This is a genomic window from Kitasatospora sp. NPDC008115 (assembly GCF_042957205.1).
Lineage (GTDB): Bacteria > Actinomycetota > Actinomycetes > Streptomycetales > Streptomycetaceae > Kitasatospora.
The window spans coordinates 40,576-62,812 of the sequence record NZ_JBIBHU010000034.1 but is presented as its reverse complement, the minus strand read 5'-3'; the positions used below and the strand labels follow the sequence as shown (position 1 = coordinate 62,812).

The following is a 22,237-nucleotide window of genomic DNA, read 5'->3' as shown; positions in this document are numbered from 1 at the left end:
GCCGCGCGGGCGCCGTGAGGGTGTCGTCCGGGCGTCGTGCGGGCGCGGTCCGGGGTCAGCCGAGGTGGGCCCAGAGGAAGGTCAGGGTGCGCCGCCAGGCGATCTCCGCCTGGAGCGGGTCGTAGCCGCCCAGCAGGTTCTCCTCGTTCATGAAGGCGTGTCCGGCCGGGTAGAAGTGGATCTCCGGTCGGACGTCGGTGGCCTCGCCGATCCGGATCGCGGCCTCGTCCACGGAGGCCATCGGGATCGCGCGGTCGTGCTCGCCGTAGTGGCCGAGCACATGGGCGGTCAGGCCCCGGTACTCGAAGTCCGGGTCGGGCGGCAGGCCGTAGAACGGGACCGCCGCGGCGACCCGGTCGCCCTCGGCGGCGGCCAGCAGCAGGGCGAAGCCGCCGCCCATGCAGAAGCCGACCACGCCGACCGCGTCGCCGACCACGCCGTCCAGGCCGAGCAGCAGGTCGACCGCGCCGCGCAGGTCCCGTACCGCCTGCTCGACGGGCAGTTCGCGCTTGAGCCGGGCGGCCTCGGCGCTGTCGTGGGTGGTCGTGCCGCCGAAGAGGTCGGGCGCGAGGACGGTGAAGCCCTCGGCGGCGAACCGGTCGGCCACGCCGGCCAGGTACGGGGTCAGGCCCCACCACTCCTGGACCACCACCAGGCCGGGGCCGACGCCCTGCGGCGGGCGGGCGAGGTAGCCGTGGGCCTCGCGGCCGTTGCTCGGGAAGGTGACGTTCTGCCGGGAGCCGCCCTGGTCAGGCATGGCTTCCTCTCGGGGGACGGGCCGCCGGGCGCGGCGGCGGGTCGGTGGCCGGCGGGTCCGGTGGGGTCGGGCGGGGGTGGGGCGGGGGTCAGGTGGGCGCCCGGTGGGGTCGGACGGGGGTCAGCCCATCTCCTCCAGGGCGCGGCCCTTGGTCTCCTTGATGCAGAAGGCCACGAAGGGGATGGAGAGCAGCGCGAACGCCGCGTAGATGACGTAGGTGGCCGACAGGTTCCAGTCGGCGAGGTCGGGGAAGCTGACGGTGATCGCCCAGTTGGCGATCCACTGGGCGGAGGCGGCGACGGACAGGGCCAGCGCGCGGATCCGGTTCGGGAACATCTCGCCGAGCAGCACCCAGACCACCACGCCCCAGGAGAAGGCGAAGCAGAGCACGAAGACGTGCGCGGCGATCAGCGCGACCGTGGCGTGGGTGTTGTCCAGGGTGGCGGCGTCGCCGGTGCCCTCCCGGTAGGAGAACGCCCAGGCGGCGGTGCCGAGCGCGGCGGCCATGCCGGCCGAGCCGGCCAGCGCGAGCGGCTTGCGGCCGATCCGGTCGACCAGCGCCATCGCGATCACCGTGCCGATCACGTTGATGATCGAGGTGGAGAGGCTGATCAGCAGCGAGTTGGACTCGTTGATGCCGACCGACTGCCACAGGAAGGAGGAGTAGTAGAAGATCACGTTGATGCCGACGAACTGCTGGAACACCGAGGCGCCGATGCCGACCCAGACGATGGGCAGCAGGCCGAACCGGCCGCCCGTCAGGTCCTTCAGCCGCGGCTTGCGGGCGGACTCCAGCACCGAGCGGATCTCGGCCACCCGTGCGTCCAGGTCGATGTCCTCGCCCTCGACCTCCACCAGCACCCGGCGGGCCTGCGCCTCGCGGTGGTCGGCGATCAAGTAGCGCGGGGACTCCGGGATGGCCAGCGCCATCAGCCCGTAGACCAGGGCCGGGATCGCCTCCACGCCGAGCATCCACTGCCAGGCCTGGACACCGCCGAGGTGGCCGGTGGACTCGCCGCCGGCGGCCTGGTTGAGCGCCCAGTTGGCGAGCTGGGAGACGGTGATGCCGAGCACGATGGCCATCTGCTGGAAGGACGCCAGCCGCCCCCGGTAGGCGGTCGGGGCGACCTCGGCGATGTAGGTCGGGGCGATCACCGAGGCGATGCCGATCGCCACGCCGCCGACCACCCGCCAGGTGGCCAGCAGTTCGATGTTCGGCGGGAACATCGAGCCGACGCCGCTGACCGCGAAGAGGAACGAGGCCAGCAGCATGGTGCGGACCCGGCCCAGGTGGTCGGCCAGCCGGCCGGCCACCACCGCCCCGGCGGCCGAGCCGAGCAGTGCGATGGCCACCACGAACGCGGTCGTGCCGTTGCCCACCCCGAAGTGCTTCTGGATGCCGGTCACCGCGCCGTTGATCACCGCGCTGTCGTAGCCGAACAGGAAGCCGCCCATCGCGGCGGCGGCCGAGATGAACACCACGTGCCCGAGGTGTGCCTCGCCGGACGCCGGATGGGTGTGGGTACCGGACACGCGCGCTCCCCGGGGTCGACGGTCCTGCCCGCACGGCCGGGAGGGCAGGGTTCGTCTCACATTCGATCAGCGCCGGGGGGTGTGCGTCGCGGCGGCTGGGCCGAACGGGTGACGGCGCGTCAGGTCGCCGTGCGGGCGGCGGCGCGGTCGGCCCTGCGGCTGTTGCGGCGGAGTAGTTGGGTACGGGCTCCGGCGTCCAGCGGGCGGGCGCGGTCGGCGAGGCGGTCGGCCAGCGCGTACTGCTCGGCGGCCGGCTTCTTGTCGTCGTACTTGAACTTGGCGCGCACCTCGCGGACCGTCAGCCGCAGCCCGGTCAGGCCGGGGAGCAGCCGGCCGAGCGGCCCCTCGCCGGGGGCCACCCGGAGCCCGGGGGTCTCCGGCTGGAAGTGGCCGAGCTGGCGGTTGAGGATCTCCGCCTTGCCGGCCGGGTCCTCGACCAGGGTGGCGGTGGCGTGGAAGTGCACGGAGGCGTAGTAGCTGGTCGGGGTGCCGGGTTCGCCGCGCCAGTGGCCGGGGGCGTAGGCGTAGTCGTCGGTGACCGCGAGCGTGACCTCGGGGTCCGCCCGGACGGCCGCGAGCAGCGGGTTGGGGGCGGCCAGGTGGAGCAGGATCTCGCCGCGGCCGGCGTCCAGCAGGAAGTGGGTGGGGACGAGCACCGGGCCCTGGCCCGGCCCGCCGTTGGCGGCGAGCAGCCCGAAGTCGCGGCCCTCGGCGAGCCAGGCGCGCCATTCGGCCTCGTCGCCGCGGTCCCAGGAGCGGATCAGCATCGGGGTCCTCCGGTCAGGCGTCGCGCGGGGCGGTGCGGGAGTCGAGGGCGGTGAGGGCGGCGAGGTTCGCGGGCAGCGGCACGGTGGTGGAGGCGTCCGGCACGGGCGCGCCGTAGCCGCTGGTGACCGGCACGAGGCCGGCCCAGTACGGCAGGGCGAGGTCCTCGGCGTCGTCGTCGGCGAGGTCCGCCCGGGTCTTGGCGGAGACCTCGTCGAGGTCGAGGCGGATCACGGCGGTGGCGGCGAGCTCCTTGGCGTTGGCCGGGCGGACCTCGGCGGAGCGGCCGGGGACCACCTGGTCGACCAGCGCGTCCAGCGCGACCGTCAGCTCCTCGGGGTCGGTGACCTGGTACGCGGTGCCGTGGGCGACCACCGAGCGGAAGTTGACCGAGTGGTTGAACGCCGACTTGGTCAGCACCAGGGCGTCGACCAGGGTGACGGTGACGCAGACCGGCAGGCCCTGCCCGCCCCTGGCCCCGCGCAGCGGCCGGCTGCCGGTGGAGCCGTGCACGTAGAGGCGGTCGCCGACCCTGGCGTGGATGGTGGGCAGCACGACCGGCGCCCCGTCGGCGACGAAGCCGAGGTGGCAGAGGTAGGTGGCGTCCAGGATCGCGTGGATCGCCTCGCGCTCCCAGGTGGCGCGGTCCTTGTAGCGGGTGGGGGTGGTGCGCGGGGTGCGGGGGTAGGACGTGCCGCCGTCCGGAGTGGTCGACATGACAACCTCTATGTACTAGTGCATAATATTCTTTGTGCTAGGAGACTATCGGATCACCGGTCGGCGTGCCAGCGAGATCGCGGCCGAGGTCGAACAGGGCGTCAGCAGCGGCCGGCTCGCCCCCGGGACGCCGCTGCCGCCGCTGCGCGACCTCGCCGCCGAACTCGGCGTCAACCCCAACACGGTGGCCGCCGCCTACCGGCTGCTCCGCGACCGCGGCGTGATCGAGACCGCCGGACGCAAGGGCAGCCGGATCCGTCCGCGCCCCGCCCACACCCCGCGCGACCAGATCCGCCTGCCGGTCCCCCCGCACGCCCGCGACCTCGCCGACGGCAACCCCGACCCGGCGCTTCTGCCCGACCTCACCGCGGCCCTGGCCGCCGCCGCCGAGGCCGCCCGCCGGGCCCCGGTCCGCTACGGCGACCCGGCCGCCGACCCCGGGCTGCTCGCGCTGGCCGGCGAGGGCTTCGCCGCCGACGGCCTGCCGTCCGGGCCGGTCGCCGTCGCCTCGGGCTCGCTGGACACCATCGAGCGGATCCTGGTCACCCGGCTGCGCCCCGGCGACGCGGTCGCGGTCGAGGACCCGGGCTGGGGCAGCCTGCTCGACCTGCTGCCGGCGCTCGGGCTGCGCACCGTGCCGGTCCGGCTCGACGACGCGGGCCCGCTGCCCGGCTCGCTCGCCGAGGCGCTGGACGCCGGCGCGCGGGCGGTGGTCGTCACCAGCCGGGCGCAGAACCCGACCGGCGCCGCGCTCACCGCCGGGCGGGCCGCCGAACTGCGCGCGGTGCTGGCCGCCCACCCGGACGTGCTGCTGATCGAGGACGACCACGGCCACGGCATCGTCGACCTGCCCTACCACCCGCTGGCCGGCGCCGGGTCGGCGCACTGGGCGGTGGTCCGCTCGGCGGCCAAGGCGTACGGGCCGGACCTGCGGCTGTCGGTCGCGGTCGGGGACGCGGACACCATCGGCCGGGTGCTGGGACGCCAGCGGCTGGGGGCCGGCTGGGTCAGCCACCTGCTCCAGCACACGGTGGCCGAGCTGTGGCGCGCCGACGCGGCGCCGGTCGGACGGGTGGCCGCCGCCTACCGGGCGCGCCGGGAGGCGCTGATCGGCGCGCTGGCCGAGCGGGGGACCGCGGCGTACGGGGCGAGCGGGCTGAACGTCTGGGTGCCGGTGCCGGACGAGGCCGTCGCGCTCGCCGCGCTGGTCCAGCGCGGCTGGGTCGCGGCGCCCGGGGCGCGCTACCGGCTGCAGTCGCCGCCCGGGCTGCGGATCACCGTGGCGCGGCTCGACCCGGCGGACGCCCACCGGTTGGCCGGGGACCTGGCGGCGGTGCTCGGCGGGGTGGAGGGGTTCGCGGGGCGGGGGGCGGACGGCGCGGCGTCGCGGCTGGTCTGAGCTCCTCCCGGGCGTGCCCGGGAGGAGCGGCCGGGCCGGTCAGCCCTTCGCCAGCAGTGCCTGGGCGTGCTCCCTGACCTGGTCCTTGGTCAGATAGGCGTCCGTGTACTCGAAGTCGCGCAGCCGGGCGGGCTGGCGGGCGAGGAAGCCGGTGCGCACGAAGTCGTCGCCGGCGGTCGCGTTGAGCAGCCAGTTGGCGCCGACCCGGAACTTGGCGGCGTTGGTGCGCATCGCCATCAGGTGGTAGCCGCGGGCCACCAACTGGGCGGGCACACCGCGCAGTTCCACCCCGACCGGCTTGGAGACGGCGTCCTTGCCGCCGAGGTCCACGACCAGGCCGAGGTCCTTGTGGTAGTACGGCTCCAGCGGCTGGTTGCGCAGCGCGGCGATCACGTTCCTGGCCACCGCCCGGCCCTGGCGGGCCGAGTGCTGGGCGGTCGGCGGGCAGACCGCGCCGTCGCCCTTGGCGAGGTCCGGGACGGCGGCGGCGTCACCGAGCGCGAAGACGCCCTCGTACTGCGGCACCCGCATCTCCGCCGTCACCGCGATGCGCCCGCGCACCGTCTCGGCGTCCAGGGTGGCGATCAGCGGGCTCGCCGCGACGCCGGCCGTCCAGATCAGCGTCCGGCAGGGGAGCACCCGGCCGTCGGTGAACTTGACCGACTCGGCGCCGACCTCGGCCACCGAGACGCCCAGCGACACCTCGATGCCGCGCTCGCGGAGCACCTCCAGGGCGGCGGTGCCGAGGGCGTCGCCCAGTTCGGGCATCAGCTTCGGCGCGATGTCGATGAGGTGCCACTTGATCTGCCGGGCGTCCAGCCGCGGGTAGCGGTGGGCGGCGGCCGTGGTGAGCCGCTGGAGGCAGGCGGCGGTCTCGGTGCCCGCGTAGCCGCCGCCGACCACCACGAACTGCAGCCGGGACTCGCGCTCCTTCTGGTCCGGGGAGGCCGAGGCGAGGTCGAGCTGGGCGATCACGTGGTCACGGACGTAGGCCGCCTCGGCGAGGGTCTTCATCCCGCGCGCGTAGTCGGTCAGGCCGGGGATGTCGAAGGTGCGGGTGACGCTGCCGGGGGCCAGCACCAGGTAGTCGTACTTCTGCGCGACCACCTCGTCGGTGATCTTGCGGACCACGCAGACCTTGGAGGCCGGGTCCACGCCGATCGCGCCGCCGGGGACGATGTGGGTGCGGCGCAGCGAGCGGCGCAGTGACACGGCCACCGACTGGGGCGTGAGCACCCCGGCGGCCACGTGCGGCAGCAGCGGCAGGTAGAGCTGGTAACTGAACGGGGTGACCAGGGAGATCTCCGCCTCCGCGGGGGAGAGCCTGCGCTCCAGGCGGCGTGCGCACTCCAGTCCGGCGAAGCCGCCGCCGACGATCAGGATCCGGGCTCGTTCCATCGTGCGTCCCTCACAGTGCCGTCGGGTGCCCTGATTACTGTCCGCCACACTCGCACGGAGCAGCCGGGGCTGCCACCGGGACGACCCGGGCGGGCGAGCGTGCCGGGTGACACCCGCCCCGTGCATATGCCCGATAGGCTGTCCGGCGTGCTCCCCGAGGTGACGGCGGTCCGTTATGTGACGCCACTGCGAGAAGGCGGCTCGATGCCGGGCCTGGTCGAGGCCGACGACCGGCGGCTGTACGCGCTGAAGTGGGTCGGCGCGGCCCAGGGCCGCAAGGCGCTGATCGCCGAGGTGCTGGCCGGTGAGCTGGGCCGGCGGCTCGGCCTGCCGGTGCCCGAGCTGGTGACCGTCGACCTGGACCCGGTGCTGGCCCGCAGCGAGCCGGACCCGCAGATCCAGGACCAGATGCGGGCCAGCGGCGGCCTCAACCTGGGCATGGCCTTCGTCAGCGGCGCGCTCAACTTCGACCCGGTCTGCTTCGACGTGGACGCCGGGCTGGCCGGGCAGGTGCTCTGGTTCGACGCGCTGATCGGCAACGTCGACCGTTCCTGGCGCAACCCCAACCTGCTGGTCGCCACCGGCGGCCTGCGGCTGATCGACCACGGCGCGAGCCTGATCTTCCACCACCACTGGGCGGGTTCGGCCGGCTGGGCCCGGCGTCCGTACGACGCCTCCGACCACGCGCTGCTGGGCGCGGAGCCGGACCTGCTCGCGGCCGACAAGGCGCTCGCGCCGCTGGCCGAGGCGGCGATCGGGGAGGCGGTGGAGCGGATCCCGGACGTCTGGCTGACGGACGAGCCCGGGTTCGACTCGCCCGGGGCGGTGCGCGAGGCGTACCGCGACCGGTTGACCGCGCGACTGGCCGGTCCGCGCGACTGGCTGCCGGAGGTGTCCGCATGACCGGGTCCGGTTTCGAGGAGTTCGGCCTCTCCGAGTCCCACCTGTCCGGGCCCCGCCGGACCGGGTCCCGGCTGTCCTGGTCGGCGGACACCGGGCCGTCCGAGCTCCGGGCGGGCGAGGCGGCGCGCTCGGCGCTGCCGATCCGGGCCGAGCTGCACGAGTACGAGTACGCGGTGATCCGGGCGGTGCCCCGGGTGGAGCGCGGCGAGTGCGTCAACGTGGGCGTGCTGCTCTACTGCCGGCACGGCTCCCACCTGGCCGCGCGGACCCACCTGGACCAGGCGCGGCTGCTGGCGCTGGACCCGGTCGCGGACGTCTCCGCGGTGCGGCGGGCGCTGCACGGGATCGAGGCGGTCTGCGCGGGCGGGCCGCAGGCCGGTCCGGCCGCGGCGGACAGCCCGGGGCAGCGGTTCCGCTGGCTCACCGCGCCGCGCAGCGCGGTGGTGCAGCCGGGCCCGGTGCACACCGGGCTGACCGCCGACCCGGAGACGGAGCTGCGCCGGCTGTTCGACCAGCTGGTGCTCTGAGCAGGAGTGTTTCCCGGACGCCGACGGTTCGGACGGTGATCCGGGCGGCGGTTCGGCGGCGGACCTTTGCCGTGATCAAATCTTGAGTTACTGAAGCAGTTGGTCGTACGCTGAGCCCATGGGTTCGACGACGAGCACGACCGTACCGACCAACGCCGAGCTGATGGAGGCGCTGGCCGCAGTCGGCGGTGCGTACTTCCAGGACTTCGCGGCCGCCGCGGCCCGGCACGGTCTCTCCTCCTCGCAGGCCAAGGCGCTCGGTGCCGTCCAGGAACCGGTGCCGATGCGCGCGCTGGCCGGGCGGCTGGGCTGTGACGCCTCCAACGTGACCGGGATCGTCGACCGGCTGGAGTCGCTGGGCCTGGCCCGCCGGGAGGCCTCGGCGGGCGACCGGCGGGTCAAGATCGTGGTCATCACCGAGCAGGGCCGGGAGATCCTGGCGCTGATCCGCGGCGAGATGGCCCGCACCCACCAGGCCTTCGAGAGCCTCGACGGCGAGCAGCGTGCGGCGCTGCACTCGATCTGCCTCCAGGTCCTCCCGGTGCTCAGCGGGCGCACGCCCTAGTTGTTGATGGTGAGGGCGGGCGGCAGCGGGGTGTGGTGGAGCAGGGTGAGGCGCTGCGTCGCGCGGGTGAGGGCGACGTAGAGGTCCGCCGGGCCCTGGGCGAGCAGGGCGGCCGGGTCGACCACCACGACCGCGTCGAACTCCAGGCCCTTGGCCGCGCGGACGGTCAGCGCCCCCAGTTCGGCGGCGCCGGCGTCGGGGGCGATCACCCCGAGGGTGCCGGGACCGGCGGGCAGCGCGACCAGTGCCGCGGCGTAGCCGCCGTCCGGGACCGGGACGACGCGCGGGCGTTCGGCGGTCTCCCGGACCGCCTCGGGCGGCTCCTGGCCGGGGGCGTGGGCGCGCAGCACCGCCGCCGCCGGTGCCATGATCGCGGCGGGCGTGCGGTAGTTGACGGTGAGCCGCTCCTCGCGCCAGCGGCCCGGCAGCTCGCGGTTCAGCAGCTCGGCCCAGGACGACCTGGTCCCGGCCGGTGAGGCGGTCTGGGCGAGGTCGCCGACGATGGTGAGCGAGCGGGTCGGCACCCGGCGCAGCACCGTGCGCCAGGCCATCGCGGACAGCTCCTGCGCCTCGTCGACCACGACGTGCCCGTACGCCCAGGTGCGGTCGGCGGCGGCGCGTTCGGCGGTGGTGCGCTCCGGGCCGCTGTCGCGGAAACGCCCGGCGAGCAGCGCGGCGTCCAGGGTGGCGTCCTCCCGCTGGCCGGTGACGGTGAGCACGCCCTCGGCGTAGGCCAGTTCCTCGTCCAGCGCGCGCTCGGCGGCGCGGGCGCGGGAGCGGAGCGCGGCGCCGTCCTCGCCGAGGAGTTCCGCCGCCTCGTCGAGCAGCGGGACGTCCCCCGTGGTCCACGGCGAGCCGGGCGGGCGCAGGACGGCGGCGTGCTCGGCGGGGGAGAGCCCCGGGGCGGCGGCGGCCAGCAGGGCGGGGTCGGAGAGCAGCCGGTCGATCAGCCGCTGCGGCGTCAGGACCGGCCAGAGAGCGTCGAGCGCGGCGCGGACCGCCGGCTGCTCCCAGAGTTCGCCGGGGGCGTGCCGGGCCTCCTCCTCGTCGTACGGGCGGCCGAGTGAGAGCGCCTGCTCCACCGCGAGGGCGTCGAGCAGGGTGCGCAGGAAGAACCCGCGGGCCCGGTTGTGCGGCAGGCGCAGGCCGCGCGCGGCCTCCCGGGCCCCGGCGCAGGCCCGATGGGGCAGGCACAGGTGCTCGCCGAGCAGCAGTCCGTCCGCGGGCAGCAGTTGGTGGGCCTCGACGGCGCGCCGGACGGCGTCCGCCATCCACGGCCCGCCCTTGACCACGGCGGCGGCCGGCCGGTCCTCGGCGGTCGCCCGCACCCCGGGGAACAGCTCGCCGACGGTGCTCAGCACCACCTCGGTCTCGCCGAGCGCGGGCAGCACCTGCTCGATGTAGCGCAGGAACGCCGGGTTGGGCCCGACCACCAGGACGCCGCGCCGCTCCAGCACCGCACGGTGCGTGTACAGCAGATAGGCGGCGCGGTGCAGGGCGGTGACGGTCTTGCCGGTGCCGGGGCCGCCCTGGACGACCAGGGCGCCGGGCAGCGGGGCGCGGATCACCCGGTCCTGCTCGGCCTGGATGGTGGCGACCACCGAGGCCATCCGGCCGGTGCGCGCGCGGTCGAGGGAGGCCAGCAGCGCGGCCTCGCCGACCAGGGCGCGCCGGCTCGGCTCGTCGAGGCCGGCCAGGTCGAGCGCCTCGTCGTCCAGCCCGGTGAGGGTGCGGCCGCGGGTGTGCAGGTGGCGGCGGCGGACCAGGCCGCCCGGAGCGGCCGGGGTGGCGGTGTAGAAGGGGCGGGCGGCGGGGGCGCGCCAGTCGACCAGCACCGGCTCGTAGGTCCCGGCCGCTTCGTCGGTCAGGCCGGCCCGTCCGATGTGGCGGACCGTGCCGTCGCGGTGGTCGAGGCGGCCGAAGCAGAGGCCGTGCTCGACGGCGTCCAGCCGGGCGGCGCGGCGGGCGGCCTCGGCGGCGCGCAGTTCGCGCTCCAACCGGGCCTGGTGGGTGCCGCCGGGGCCGGCCTCGCGGCCGGCCGCCGCCAGGGCCCGGCGGGCGCGCTCGCGAGCGGTGTCCAGATGGCCGTAGAGGCCCGTCAGGCAGGCCTGTTCGGCGCGCATCGCCTCGGCGAGGGGGTCGTCCGTTTCGGCCGGACGGGTGGGAACCGCTGGAGATCCGTTCATGGACGTGGTATCCTTGCGGTGAGGAGTTTGTGGGATGCTTGGTGAAGGGTGCTCAAGTGTCCCAGCCTACCCGAGCCCGGGCCGTTCCGGCTGACCTCGGCTGTTAGGCTTGCGAAGCGTGAGCGCGAAGCCCCAGATCCCCAATGTCCTGGCCTCCCGGTACGCCTCGGCGACCCTGGCCCAGCTCTGGTCCCCCGAGCACAAGGTGGTCCTCGAGCGCCACCTCTGGCTCGCCGTCCTGAAGGCCCAGCAGGACCTCGGCGTCGAGGTGCCCGCCACCGCCGTCGCCGACTACGAGCGGGTGATCGACCAGGTCGACCTCGGCTCCATCGCCGCCCGCGAGCGGGTCACCCGGCACGACGTCAAGGCCCGCATCGAGGAGTTCAGCGACCTCGCCGGCCACGAGCAGATCCACAAGGGCATGACCTCCCGGGATCTGACCGAGAACGTCGAGCAGCTGCAGATCCGGCAGTCGCTGGAGCACGTCCGTGACCGCGTCGTCGCCGTGCTGGTCCGCCTGGGCCGGCTCTCCGCCGAGCACGCCGAGCTGGTCATGGCCGGCCGCTCGCACAACGTGGCCGCGCAGGCCACCACCCTGGGCAAGCGCTTCGCGTCGATCACCGACGAGCTGCTGGTCGCCTTCCGCCGCCTGGAGGAGCTGATCGCCCGCTACCCGCTGCGCGGGATCAAGGGCCCGGTCGGCACCGCGCAGGACATGCTGGACCTGCTCGGCGGCGACACCGACAAGCTGGCCGAGCTGGAGCGCCGGGTCGCCGCGCACCTCGGCTTCGAGAACGTGCTCATCAGCGTCGGCCAGGTCTACCCGCGCTCGCTGGACTTCGAGGTGCTGACCGCCCTCGTCCAGCTGGCCGCCGCGCCGTCCAGCCTGGCCAAGACCATCCGCCTGATGGCCGGCCACGAGCTGGTGACCGAGGGCTTCAAGGAGGGCCAGGTCGGCTCCTCGGCGATGCCGCACAAGATGAACACCCGCTCCTGCGAGCGCGTGAACGGCCTGGCCGTCATCCTGCGCGGCTACGCGTCGATGACCGGCGAGCTGGCCGGTGACCAGTGGAACGAGGGCGACGTCTCCTGCTCGGTGGTCCGCCGGGTCGCGCTGCCGGACGCCTTCTTCGCCTTCGACGGCCTGCTGGAGACCTTCCTGACCGTCCTCGACGAGTTCGGCGCCTTCCCGGCCGTGGTCGAGGCCGAGCTGGACCGCTACCTGCCGTTCCTGGCCACCACCAAGGTGCTGATGGGCGCGGTGCGCGCGGGCGTCGGCCGGGAGACCGGGCACGAGGTCATCAAGGAGCACGCCGTCGCCTCCGCGCTCGCGATGCGGGCCGGTGCCCGGGAGAACGAGCTGCTGGACCGGCTGGCGAACGACGGGCGGATCCCGCTGGACCGGGCCGCGCTGGACGCGCTGCTGGCCGACAAGCTGTCCTTCACGGGCGCGGCCGGCGCGCAGGTCGCCGAGGTCGTCCGCCAGGTCGAGGCCGTCGCGGCCGCGTACCCGGAGGCCGCCAAGTACGCGCCGGGCGACATCCTCTGACGGTTCGTCGGGTGTTCGGCAGGGCCTCGTCGCGGGTTCACGCGGCGGGGCCCTCGCCGTGTTCGGCCGAGGTCGCGGCCGGGTGGCCGGGGTCGAGGGGCGGGGCGTTGGTGGCACAGGCGTAACGGCAGTCCGGTTCGGCGACCGGGTGCTCGTCCTCCGGGGCCAGTACGTTGCCGTGCACGGTGGCCAGCGCGATCAGCCCGCCGGCCACGAGCAGTCCGGCGCAGATCAGCATCGCGACGCGGAAGGCGGAGTCGACCGCGTCCGGCACCTGGTAGTCGTCGCCGCTGAGGCCGGCCAGCGCGGGCAGCGCGGCGACCGCCAGCAGGCCGGCCGCCCGGGCCGCGGCGTTGTTGACCCCGCTGGCGATGCCCGCGTGCCGCACGTCCACCGCCGCCAGCACGGTGGCCGTCAGCGGTGCGACCAGCAGCACCATGCCGCTGCCCATCACCGCGGCGGCCGGCAGCACGTCCGTCCAGTACGAGGCGTCGGGGCCGATCCGCAGCATCAGCAGCACCCCGGCCGCGCAGAGCAGCGGGCCCACGGTGAGCGGCAGCCGGGGGCCGATCCGCTTGCCCAGCCGGCCGGCCCGGGCGGACAGCGCCAGCATGATCACGGTGATCGGCACCAGGGCCAGCCCGGAGGCCAGCGGGGAGAACCCGGAGACGATCTGCAGTTGGAGGACCAGGAGGAAGAAGACGCCGCTGAACGCCGCGTAGACGGCGAGGGTGACCAGGTTCACGGCGGTGAACAGCCGGGACGCGAACAGGCCGAGCGGCAGCATCGGCTCCGGGGCGCGGCGCTCGACCGCGACGAAGGCGGCGCCGAGCAGCAGGCCCGCCGCGCCGGTGCCCCAGACCGCGGCGGACAGGCCCGTGCCGGCGGCGGTCAGCGCATAGGTGACGGTGCCCAGCGCCAGGGCGGCCAGCACCGCGCCGAGCACGTCGAAGCGGCCGGTCGCGGACTCGTCCCGGCTCTCCGGCACGTGCCGGGCGGACACCGCCACCACCAGGGCAGCCAGCGGCAGGTTCAGCAGGAAGATCCAGCGCCAGCCGGGGCCGTCCACCAGCCAGCCGCCGAGGAACGGGCCGACCGCCGCCGACACCCCGCCGAGCCCGGACCAGAGGCCGACCGCCGCCGAGCGGTCCTCGGGGTGGAAGACCGCCTGGAGCATCGCCAGCGAGCCCGGGGTGAGCAGCGCGCCGCCGACGCCCTGCACGGCGCGCGCCAGGTTCAGCACCTCGATGGTCGGCGCCGCGGCGCAGGCCGCGGAGGCGGCGGCGAACCAGACCACGCCGAGCAGGAAGACCCGGCGTCGGCCGTACCGGTCGCCGAGGGCGCCGCCGAGCAGGATCAGGCCCGCCAGGGTGAGCAGATAGGCGTTGAGCGTCCATTGCAGGGCGTCGATTTGGGCGTCGAGGTCGGCGCCGATCCGGGGCAGCGCGACATTCACGACGGTTCCGTCGAGCATCACCATGCTGGAGCCGAGCACCGTCGCCAGAAGTACCCGGCGACCCTGCGCGGTGCCCAACCGCAGGGTGCCGGCCTCGGAGGTGGCCACGGCCCATGGTCCGCCCCGCAGGGCGGACGTGACAAGGGTCACCGGGGGTGTGTCGCGGAATGTCCGCTCCGTGAGTGATCGTGTGCGTACTGGTTCCGGAATGTGCGCAGGGTCGTGGATCACGTGCGCGGCGTAAATGGATTGTGTGCGTACTGTGCATGCCTTTTCTGCGGAGCGTCACCGTGCTGCGGACTTTGGTCCCGGGTCGCGGAGATCGACATTGCTTCACCCGAACGGATGAGTTTTAGTTCAGCGACCGCCCGGCGTCAGCCCGGGTGGCCACCGGGTGGAACGCCTAGTCCTGCCGCTGCCCGGTGGTACGCAACGAACTCTGTACGGCAGGAGCGGGGGACCCACAGGTAAGTCGCCGGACCCGAATTCCGAGGTCCGGCTTGGGGTGAAGCCGCCTTTACGCGGCCGGGCAACTCCAGCCCGAACCCGACAGCTCACCTCGCAGGCGTCGGAGAGGACATCTTCCATGCCCGCACAGGCTCGTCGTATCGCCCTGCCCCGCGCCGCCCGCATCGGCATCGCCACCGCCGTCACCGGCGCCGCCTTCGCCCTTCCGCTGGTGACCACCGTCAGCGCCCAGGCGCACGAGGTCCCGGCCGCCAAGCCCGCCGCCCCGGCCGCGCAGACCGCTCCCGCCGCCCAGGCCGCCGCTCCGGCCGCCGCCCCGGTCGAGGAGAGCTACAAGGTCGTCGGCGGGGACACCCTGTCGAAGATCGCCGCCGCCAAGAACGTCAACGGCGGCTGGCAGGCGCTGTACGAGCACAACCGCTCGGTCGTCGGCGCCAACCCGAACCTGATCTTCCCGGGCCAGAAGCTCGCGCTCGGGACCAAGGCCGCTCCGGCCGCCCCGGCTGCCCCGGCCGCCAAGTCGGCCGCGCCCGCCGCCCAGGCCGCCAAGCCGGCTGCTCCGGCCACCAAGCCCGCCGCCCAGGCCGCCAAGCCGGCCGCTCCGGCCACCAAGCCCGCCGCTCCGGCCACCAAGCCGGCCGCGCCCGCCACCAAGCCGGCCGCTCCGGCCGCGAAGCCCGCCGCTCCGGCGGCCGTCGCCCCGGTCGCGGCCCCGGTCGCCTCCACCTCCGGCTTCTTCGCCCCGCTGGCCAACCCGAAGCTCGGCACCGCCTACGGCGTGGCCGGCTCGATGTGGTCCTCCGGCCACCACACCGGCGTTGACTTCGTCGCCCCCACCGGCACCCCGCTGCGCGCCGTCGGGGCCGGCACCGTGGTGAAGGCCGGCAACGGCGGCGCCTACGGCAACGAGGTCGAGATCAAGCTCGCCGACGGCAAGTACGCCCAGTACGCGCACCTCTCCTCGATCGGTGTGAAGATCGGTCAGACCGTCACCGCCGGCCAGCAGATCGGCCTCTCCGGCGCCACCGGCAACGTGACCGGCCCGCACCTGCACTTCGAGATCCGCACCGGCTCGGAGTACGGCTCGGACGTCGACCCGATCGCCTACCTGCGGGCGCACGGCGTCGCGATCTGACCCTCGGGTCGGATCATCTCCGCCACCGCTGGGTGCGGGGCGAAACGACTCTCCCGGAATGGTCATGTCGGGTGACCGCTAGACCGGGTGATCGCCGCACCTCAAGCGGATCGACGGGCGCGGGACACGCCCGTCCGGCCGGCCCGGTTCGCGAGACCTCCCTCGCGAGCCGGGCCGGCCGTCGTCGTGACCGGCCCGCCCGGTCGGGGCGCGGGCCGCTCGAACGGCGCGCGGCCCGGTCGAACACGGCGTCAACCGGGTGGTGGTGACGCCGGGTCGGCGCGCTTTGCGGCCGGTGCGGCGATTGCGGATGCTGTCGGGCAGTCATCGCCCGGCCGGTCCGGCGGGCGGCACAGCCACGGCGGGTGAAGGAGGCCGGATGGCCGTCCAGCGCGGGGACACGGGGCAGCGGTCGGGCGCGGAGCCGGAAGCGGGGGCGGGCCCGGAAGCGGGTGCCGCGCCGGGAGCGGGGGTGGACCGGCTGAAGGCGGACTCGGTCGGCCTGGCGGGCGTGGTGTTCATGGCGGTCGCCACGGCGGCGCCGATCACCGCGATGACCGGCAACCTCCCGATCGTGGTCGGCCAGGGCAACGGTGCGGGCGCGCCCGCCGCGTACGTCTTCGCGACCCTGGTGCTCACGGTCTTCTCGGTCGGCTATGTGGCGATGGCCCGTCACCTCACCGCCGCCGGGACGTTCTACGGCTACATCTCGCACGGGCTGGGCCGGGTCGTCGGGATGGCCTCGGGGCTGCTGGCGGTGCTGGCGTACATCGTCTTCGAGGCGGCGGTCGTCGGCTTCTTCGCCTACGCGCTGCGCGGGCTGGTCGCGGCGCAGTTGGGGGTGGAGCTGCCCTGGGGCTGGTACGCGGCGCTGGGGCTGCTGGTGATCGGGGTGATGGCCTGGTTCGACCTGCACCTGACCGCGCGGGTGCTCGGAGTGGCGCTGGTGCTGGAGGTCACCGTGCTGGGCGCCGTCTCGCTGGCCGTGCTGTTCACCGGCGGCGGGCCGGACGGGATGGTCGGGGAGGCGCTCGATCCGCTGAACGCCTTCCGCGGCGTGGGCTCCGGCGGAGGCGCCGGGCTGGGGCTGTTCTTCGCGTTCTGCTCCTGGGTCGGCTTCGAGTCGACCGCGATGTACGGCGAGGAGTCCCGTGATCCCAAGCGGGTGGTGCCGCGGGCGACGCTGATCTCGGTGATCGGGGTCGGGCTGTTCTACGTCTTCGTCTCCTGGATGATCGTCTCCGGCAACGGGGCCCGGCACGCGGTGGACGTCGCCAACGGACTGGTCCCCGGCAAGGACGGAAACAGCCTGTTCTTCGATCCGCTCGGCGCGCACTTCGGCGGCTGGGCGGTCACGGTGTTCCAGTGGCTGGTGGTGAGCGGTTCGTTCGCCTGCGCGATGGCCTTCCACCAGTGCGCGGCGCGGTACCTGTACGCGATCGGGCGGGAGGGGTTCATCCACCCGGCGCTCGGGCGGACCCATCCGCGGCACGGCTCGCCGCACATCGCCTCGCTGGTCCAGTCGGTGCTCGGGGCGGCGCTGGTGGCCGGGTTCCTGGTGGCCGGGATGGACCCTTACACGCACCTCTACACGCTGCTGGCGCTGCTCGGGACGATGGCGATCCTGATCGTGCAGACGCTCTGCTCGTTCGCGGTGGTCGGCTGGTTCCACGTGCAGGGCCGGCATCCGGAGACCGGGCACTGGTTCCGGACGCTGGTCGCGCCGCTGGCGGGCGGGGTGGCGATGGCGGGGGTGGTGGTGCTGCTGGTGGTCCACCGGGACGCCGCCGCCGGGGCGGCCGCCGGCACCCTGCTGTTCCGGCTGATCCCGTACCTGGTGATCGGCACCTTCCTGGGCGGGATCGCGCTGGCACTGTGGATGCGCGCCCGCCGGCCGCAGCGGTACGCCCGGATGGGGCGGATCGTCCTGGAGGACGCGGCGGAGCGCGCCGACGGCGAGGCGCCGGCGGGTGCGTGACGGATCGTCAGCCCGTTCGGGGCGGGGCCGTCAGCGAAGGCGGGGCAGGCGGGCGGGCAGCGTCTGCTCGGCGGCGGCCAGCAGTTGGTGCACCCGGTGGCCGAACTCGTCGGCGTCGCGGGCCGGTTCGAGGAAGACCAGGCGGACGTCGCGGTGGCCGTGCGGGTGGTCCAGGCGGAGCACCAGGCCGTAGCGGTCGAGGGCGAGCGGGCGGACGGCGGGGAACTCGACGAGCAGCGCCGGGTCGAGCAGCCGGGTGAGCATGGTGAGCGCGTCCGGGTGGTCGTCGGCCAGGTGGGTGAGCAGGCCGGCCTCGAAGCGGGCCAGCGGATCGGGAGCGGCGGCCGCGAGGTCGTCGCCGGTGATCGCGGTGGTGCCGTACGGGGTGGAGAGCACCGCGTGGGCGACGTCCAGGCGCAGGTGGACGCTGAGGCCGTCGTCGGCGAGGTGGGCGAGGTGGAGCCGGCCGGCCAGGGTGAGCCGGCCGCGGACCCGGTCGCGGACGGCCACCGGGGCGATGTCGGTGAGGTCGAGCACGACGGGCAGGCCGTCCTGCTCGCGGGCGGCGGCGACGGTCAGCGGGGCGTCGAGCGGGGCGCGCAGCCGCAGCCGGGAGCCGTGCACCGAGACGGGGGTGGTGAGTTCGTGCTGCTCGCCGCCGGCGCGCAGGACCACCGAGGAGGTGGCGGTGAGCAGGCTGCCGATCCGCTCGGCGGCGCTCGGCTCGGGGGTCGCGGCGGCCTCGGCGGCCGTGGCGGTCTCGGCGTCGTGGGGGTGCGGGCTCATGGGTTCGGGACCTCCGGCGGGCTGCCTGCCTGTTGGTTAGGTGAGCCTAACCTAATCAGTTGTGAGGGGGAGGGCAAGGCGTTGCCGTCGGGGCGGACGCGCAAGGGCCCGGACGTGAGGTCCGGGCCCTTGCGAATCCGCTGACGGGGGTCGGCGGAGGTCAGCCGATGACGGCCTGGGCGTCGATCTCCACCAGCATCGGCTCCTGCGGCAGCTCGACGAAGATCGTGGTGCGGCAGGGCTTCACGCCGCCCGGCTTGATGTTCTCCTCGATGAACGCGGCGTAGACCTCGTTCATCAGCGGGAAGTCGGCGCGCTTGGTGAGGTACACGCGGAACATCACCACGTCCTCGACGGTGGCGCCGCCCGCCTCGACGATCGCCTTGACGTTCTCCAGCGTGCGCCGGGTCTGCGCCTTCACGTCGCCGTGGTACAGGTACTCGCCGGTGGCCGGGTCCTGCGGGCCCTGGCCGGAGACCTGGAGGATCGGGCCCTTGCGGACGCCCTGGGAGAACATCCAGGCCGGGGCGGGGGCGCCGTCGGTGCGGATCTCGGTCTTGTCGCTCATGCGGGTTTCGCTTCCTTGGTGGGGTGCGGTCGGGGGTGGTTCAGGAGTCAGGGGTGGTAGGGGACCTGGCCGCAGTCGGCGGAGATCGCCCGGGTGGTGGCGAGCAGCGCCGGCAGCAGTTCCAGCACCTGCTCGTAGGGCAGGACGACGTCCGGGACGGAGATCGAGGCGGCGGCGACCACCCGGCCGCTGGCGTCCCGGATCGGCGCGGCCACGCAGTTGATGAACGCCTCGTGCTCGGCGTGGTCCTGCGCCCAGCCCTGGACGGCGACCTTCTCCAGTTCGGCGAGCAGCGCCTCGGGCGTGGCCAGGGTGCGGGGGGTGTGCGGGACGAAGTCGATCCCGGCCACCACCCGGCGCCGCTCCGGCGCGGGCAGGTCGGCGAGCAGCACCTTGGAGACGGCGGCGCTGTGCAGGGCGGCGCGCAGGCCGATCCGCGAGTACATCCGCACCGGGTGGCGGGAGTCGTACTTGTCGATGTAGACCACCTCGCCGCCCTCGTACGCGGCCAGGTGCACGGTCTGGCCGGTGGCGGCGTTCAGCTCGGCCAGGTGCGGGGCGGCGATCCGGCGCATCCCGCGCTGCTCCAGGGCCAGGCCGGAGAGGGCGAACAGCCCGGCGCCCAGGTGGTAGCGGTAACCGGCGTCCCGGTAGACGAATCGTTCCTCTTCGAGGGACTGGAGCAGTCGCAGCACGGTCGTCTTGTGCACGCCGAGCACCTCGGCCAGCTGGTCCAGGGAACGCTCGCCCTCGCCGAGCTCGGCGAGGATGCGCAGGGCGCGGGTGACGGTCTGGCTCATGGTGCTCCAAGGGCCGGGGCGGCGGCCGGTCGAGGGTCGGCGGCACCGCCCTCGGGGGCGGCGGTCGCCGTGGTGTGCGCGGGGGCGGTCGGTGCGGGCAGGACAGGAGACACGATGCCATCCGCGGAGACCCGGGTGGCCGCCCAGTCCTCGGGTGCGGCGTCGAGCAGCGCCTCGACCACCTCGGCGGGCGGCAGCTCGGCCTGGTCGCCGTGGGCGGTCAGCGCGCAGGCCGCGCTCAGGTGGCCCAGCCGCAGGCGGCGCCGCTGGTCCAGGCCGCGGACGGTGCCGGCCAGGTAGCCGGCGGCGAAGGCGTCCCCCGCGCCGGTCGCCTCGACCACCTCGACGGCCAGCGCCGGCTCGGTGACGGTGGCGCCGTCGCGCTCGACCGCGGTGACCAGCCGGGCGGCGTCCTTGACCACCACGGTGGCGGGGGAGGGGAAGCGCCGGCGCAGTTCCAGCGGGTCGCCGGTGCCGAAGGCGGTCTCGGCCTCGTCGGCGCCGAGCAGCAGCAGGTCGGCGGCGTCCAGCAGCGGCGGCAGCACCGAGGGGTCGCGCTCGCGCCAGAGCGCGGGGCGCCAGTTGAGGTCGAAGCTGACCAGCCGGCCGGGGCGGCGGTCGGCGAGCAGGGCGCGGAGCAGGGCGAGGCAGTCGTCGGAGAGTGCGGCGGTGATGCCGGACAGGTGCAGCAGCCGGGCCCCGGCCAGCATCCGGGCGGCGGCCGGGTCGGCCAGCAGGGCCGGGGAGAGGGCGGCGGCGGCCGAGCCGCGCCGGTGGTAGTGCAGCCGGCTGCGGCCCGGGCCGAGGTCGTGGCGCTCGCCGGTGCTGCCGCCGACCTCCTTGAGGTAGAGGCCGGTCGGGCGGTGCGGGTCGACGGCGACCGCCGAGACGTCCACCCCGCGGGCGGTCAGTTCGCCGAGCAGCCGGCGGCCGAAGCCGTCGTCGCCGACCCGGCTGATCCAGGCGCTCGGCACGCCCAGGGCGCTCAGGGCGCCGGCCACGTTGGACTCGGCGCCGCCGACCGAGAGACTGAAGTTCTCCACGGACTCCAGCGGTCCGGGCCGGTCCGGGAGGAGGACGGCCATCGACTCGCCGACGCAGACGGCGAGCGGGGTGCCCTGCGGCTCCGGGGCGGGGCCGGAGGGCTCGACGGCGGATGCCGGGCCGGTCGCGGACGGGGCGGTCGCGGACGGGGCGGCCGTCGGATGGCCGGGCGGCGGGGTGCCCGGGCTCGCGGCGGCGTCCTGGCGTGGCATCTGCTGGGCTCCTCGGAGTGCTGCGGCCCGGCCGGGGTGGGGGGTGCTGTGGCGAGCCTGCCTGACCCGCGTGCTGCGGGTGGCTGTCGTTGACCTTCGTCCGGCGCCGATGCTAGAACCGTGTTGCCAGCATATGCAACCCTCATTGCGTATGTTGCAACATGGCAGATGGAGGAAGACGGTGGACCAGACCTTCGCAAGCAGCGGCACCGGCCCCGGGCTCGACACCGGCAAGGTGGCGGCCCTGGCCGAGGAGACGCTCGACTGGCGGTTCAAAGCGCTGCCACCGGCGGCCGCGGGCCTGACCGTCCGCCGGTACCTGGACACCGGTCCCGCCCTCGCCGACCTCGGCACCCCGCTGCTCACCCTCGACGCGGGAGCGCTCGACCACAACCTGCGGACCATGGCCCGCTGGTGCGCCGAGGCCGGCGTGGCACTCGCCCCGCACGGCAAGACCACCATGGCGCCCGCGCTCTGGCAGGCGCAGCTGGCCGTCGGCAGCCACGGCATCACCCTCGCCAACCTGCCGCAGCTGCGGGTCGCCCGCGCCTTCGGCGTGCGCCGGGTGCTGCTGGCCAACTCGCTGCTCGACCCGGCGGGCCTGCGCTGGCTGGCGGGCGAGCTGGCCGCCGACCCGGACTTCGCCTTCGCCTCCTGGGTGGACTCGGTCGAGAGCGTCCGGCTGATGGACGAGGCGCTGCGTGCCGCCGGTGCCGAGCGCCCGGTCGAGGTGCTGGTCGAACTCGGCGGCCCGGGCGGCCGCACCGGCGCGCGCACCGTCGACGCGGCGGTCGCGATCGCCGAGGCCGTGCGGAGCGCGCCGACCCTGCGGCTGGCCGGCATCGGCGGCTACGAGGGCGCGCTGGCGCACGACGCGAGCGAGGGCGGCCTCGCCGCCGTACGCGGCTACCTGCGGTCGCTGGCCGAGCTGCACGGGCGGCTCGCCGGCCGGTACGCGGACGGGTCCGCGCCGGTGGTGACGGCCGGCGGCAGCGCCTACTTCGACCTGGTGGCCGAGGAGCTGGGCGCCCTGCCGGAGGCGTTCGTGGTGCTGCGCTCGGGCGCGTACATCGCGCACGACGACGGCTTCTACCGGGGGATCTCACCGCTCTCCCGGGGGGCCGGGCAGGACGGGGACGCCCTGCGCTCCGCGCTGCACGGCTGGGCCCGGGTGGTGTCCCGGCCCGAGCCGCAGCTGGCGCTGCTGGACGCCGGCAAGCGCGACCTGCCGTTCGACGAGGGCCTGCCGGAGCCGCAGTCGGTGCGGGGCGGCGCGGAGTTGACCGGCACGGCGGCGCGGATCACCGCGCTCAACGACCAGCACGCCTTCCTGCGCGACGCGGGCGACCTCGCCCCGGTCGGCGCGGTGCTGCGGCTCGGGATCTCGCACCCGTGCACCGCCTTCGACAAGTGGGCGCTGATCCCGGTGCTGGACGACGCCTCGGCGGCCGAGCCGAAGGTCACCGGGCTGGTCAGGACGTTCTTCTGATG

The 22,237-nt window shown here is 74.8% G+C and carries 19 protein-coding genes and 1 riboswitch; of the genes, 8 read left to right on the top strand and 11 right to left on the bottom strand.

The window, feature by feature from the left end:
• Positions 1-55: 55 nt before the first annotated feature.
• From ACFZBX_RS32425 to ACFZBX_RS32410, 4 genes are all read right to left on the bottom strand, one after another.
• The gene (locus ACFZBX_RS32425; protein ID WP_391537380.1) at positions 56-757 is read right to left on the bottom strand and encodes a dienelactone hydrolase family protein; all 702 of its coding nucleotides are present in this window, start codon (positions 755-757) and stop codon (positions 56-58) included.
• Between the two features lie 120 nt (positions 758-877).
• Entirely contained in the window at positions 878-2,290 is a 1,413-nt protein-coding gene (locus tag ACFZBX_RS32420) for a sugar porter family MFS transporter (protein ID WP_391537379.1), read from the bottom strand.
• 119 nt (positions 2,291-2,409) lie between these two features.
• On the bottom strand, positions 2,410-3,057 hold the full coding sequence (locus tag ACFZBX_RS32415; RefSeq protein WP_391537378.1) for an FMN-binding negative transcriptional regulator: 648 nt from the start codon (positions 3,055-3,057) through the stop codon (positions 2,410-2,412).
• Positions 3,058-3,070: 13 nt separating this feature from the next.
• The gene (locus ACFZBX_RS32410; RefSeq protein ID WP_391537377.1) at positions 3,071-3,772 is read right to left on the bottom strand and encodes a pyridoxamine 5'-phosphate oxidase family protein; all 702 of its coding nucleotides are present in this window, start codon (positions 3,770-3,772) and stop codon (positions 3,071-3,073) included.
• Positions 3,773-3,806: 34 nt separating this feature from the next.
• On the opposite strand from ACFZBX_RS32410, the gene ACFZBX_RS32405 reads away from it, so the two are divergent.
• The gene (locus ACFZBX_RS32405; protein ID WP_391537376.1) at positions 3,807-5,171 is read left to right on the top strand and encodes an aminotransferase class I/II-fold pyridoxal phosphate-dependent enzyme; all 1,365 of its coding nucleotides are present in this window, start codon (positions 3,807-3,809) and stop codon (positions 5,169-5,171) included.
• A gap of 39 nt (positions 5,172-5,210) precedes the next feature.
• Here the strand turns inward: ACFZBX_RS32405 and ACFZBX_RS32400 are convergent, their stop codons facing one another.
• Complete coding sequence (locus tag ACFZBX_RS32400) at positions 5,211-6,569, bottom strand: NAD(P)/FAD-dependent oxidoreductase (protein WP_391537375.1); 1,359 nt, start codon at positions 6,567-6,569, stop codon at positions 5,211-5,213.
• 147 nt (positions 6,570-6,716) lie between these two features.
• Here ACFZBX_RS32400 and ACFZBX_RS32395 point away from each other — a divergent pair, with 147 nt between their 5' ends.
• From ACFZBX_RS32395 to ACFZBX_RS32385, 3 genes are all read left to right on the top strand, one after another.
• Complete coding sequence (locus tag ACFZBX_RS32395) at positions 6,717-7,472, top strand: HipA family kinase (RefSeq protein WP_391537374.1); 756 nt, start codon at positions 6,717-6,719, stop codon at positions 7,470-7,472.
• A gap of 140 nt (positions 7,473-7,612) precedes the next feature.
• The gene (locus ACFZBX_RS32390) at positions 7,613-7,999 is read left to right on the top strand and encodes a DUF3037 domain-containing protein (protein WP_391537394.1); all 387 of its coding nucleotides are present in this window, start codon (positions 7,613-7,615) and stop codon (positions 7,997-7,999) included.
• A 118-nt stretch (positions 8,000-8,117) separates the two neighbouring features.
• Complete coding sequence (locus ACFZBX_RS32385; RefSeq protein WP_391537373.1) at positions 8,118-8,564, top strand: MarR family winged helix-turn-helix transcriptional regulator; 447 nt, start codon at positions 8,118-8,120, stop codon at positions 8,562-8,564.
• Here ACFZBX_RS32385 and ACFZBX_RS32380 read toward each other — a convergent pair.
• Entirely contained in the window at positions 8,561-10,750 is a 2,190-nt protein-coding gene (locus tag ACFZBX_RS32380) for a HelD family protein (RefSeq protein WP_391537372.1), read from the bottom strand. The genes ACFZBX_RS32385 and ACFZBX_RS32380 overlap by 4 nt on opposite strands.
• A gap of 118 nt (positions 10,751-10,868) precedes the next feature.
• Between ACFZBX_RS32380 and purB the strand changes: the two genes are divergently transcribed.
• Positions 10,869-12,299 carry an adenylosuccinate lyase gene (purB, locus tag ACFZBX_RS32375; protein ID WP_391537371.1) on the top strand — a complete coding sequence of 477 codons (1,431 nt, stop codon included), beginning with the start codon at positions 10,869-10,871 and terminating at the stop codon, positions 12,297-12,299.
• Positions 12,300-12,336: 37 nt separating this feature from the next.
• Here the strand turns inward: purB and ACFZBX_RS32370 are convergent, their stop codons facing one another.
• Entirely contained in the window at positions 12,337-13,863 is a 1,527-nt protein-coding gene (locus ACFZBX_RS32370; RefSeq protein ID WP_391537370.1) for an MFS transporter, read from the bottom strand.
• A gap of 312 nt (positions 13,864-14,175) precedes the next feature.
• Positions 14,176-14,338: riboswitch (cyclic di-AMP (ydaO/yuaA leader) on the top strand.
• Between the two features lie 3 nt (positions 14,339-14,341).
• On the opposite strand from ACFZBX_RS32370, the gene ACFZBX_RS32365 reads away from it, so the two are divergent.
• A complete protein-coding gene (locus tag ACFZBX_RS32365) occupies positions 14,342-15,358 on the top strand; it encodes a peptidoglycan DD-metalloendopeptidase family protein (RefSeq protein WP_391537369.1) in 1,017 nt (338 codons plus the stop codon).
• A gap of 379 nt (positions 15,359-15,737) precedes the next feature.
• Positions 15,738-17,336, top strand: a complete 1,599-nt coding sequence (locus tag ACFZBX_RS32360) for an APC family permease (protein ID WP_391537368.1) — start codon at positions 15,738-15,740, stop codon at positions 17,334-17,336.
• A gap of 30 nt (positions 17,337-17,366) precedes the next feature.
• Here the strand turns inward: ACFZBX_RS32360 and ACFZBX_RS32355 are convergent, their stop codons facing one another.
• The 4 genes from ACFZBX_RS32355 to ACFZBX_RS32340 all read right to left on the bottom strand — a co-directional run bounded on the left by ACFZBX_RS32355 (position 17,367) and on the right by ACFZBX_RS32340 (position 20,746).
• Positions 17,367-18,122 (bottom strand): DUF2470 domain-containing protein, encoded by a 756-nt coding sequence (locus ACFZBX_RS32355; RefSeq protein ID WP_391537367.1) that lies wholly within the window; start codon positions 18,120-18,122, stop codon positions 17,367-17,369.
• A gap of 160 nt (positions 18,123-18,282) precedes the next feature.
• Positions 18,283-18,690, bottom strand: coding sequence for a RidA family protein (locus tag ACFZBX_RS32350; RefSeq protein WP_376139037.1), 408 nt, complete (start codon positions 18,688-18,690; stop codon positions 18,283-18,285).
• A gap of 47 nt (positions 18,691-18,737) precedes the next feature.
• A complete protein-coding gene (locus ACFZBX_RS32345) occupies positions 18,738-19,490 on the bottom strand; it encodes an IclR family transcriptional regulator (protein ID WP_391537366.1) in 753 nt (250 codons plus the stop codon).
• Positions 19,487-20,746 (bottom strand): sugar kinase, encoded by a 1,260-nt coding sequence (locus tag ACFZBX_RS32340; protein WP_391537365.1) that lies wholly within the window; start codon positions 20,744-20,746, stop codon positions 19,487-19,489. Before ACFZBX_RS32340 ends, ACFZBX_RS32345 begins: the two co-directional genes overlap by 4 nt.
• Before the next feature lie 181 nt (positions 20,747-20,927).
• On the opposite strand from ACFZBX_RS32340, the gene ACFZBX_RS32335 reads away from it, so the two are divergent.
• A complete protein-coding gene (locus ACFZBX_RS32335; RefSeq protein WP_391537364.1) occupies positions 20,928-22,235 on the top strand; it encodes an amino acid deaminase in 1,308 nt (435 codons plus the stop codon).
• Positions 22,236-22,237: the final 2 nt, after the last annotated feature.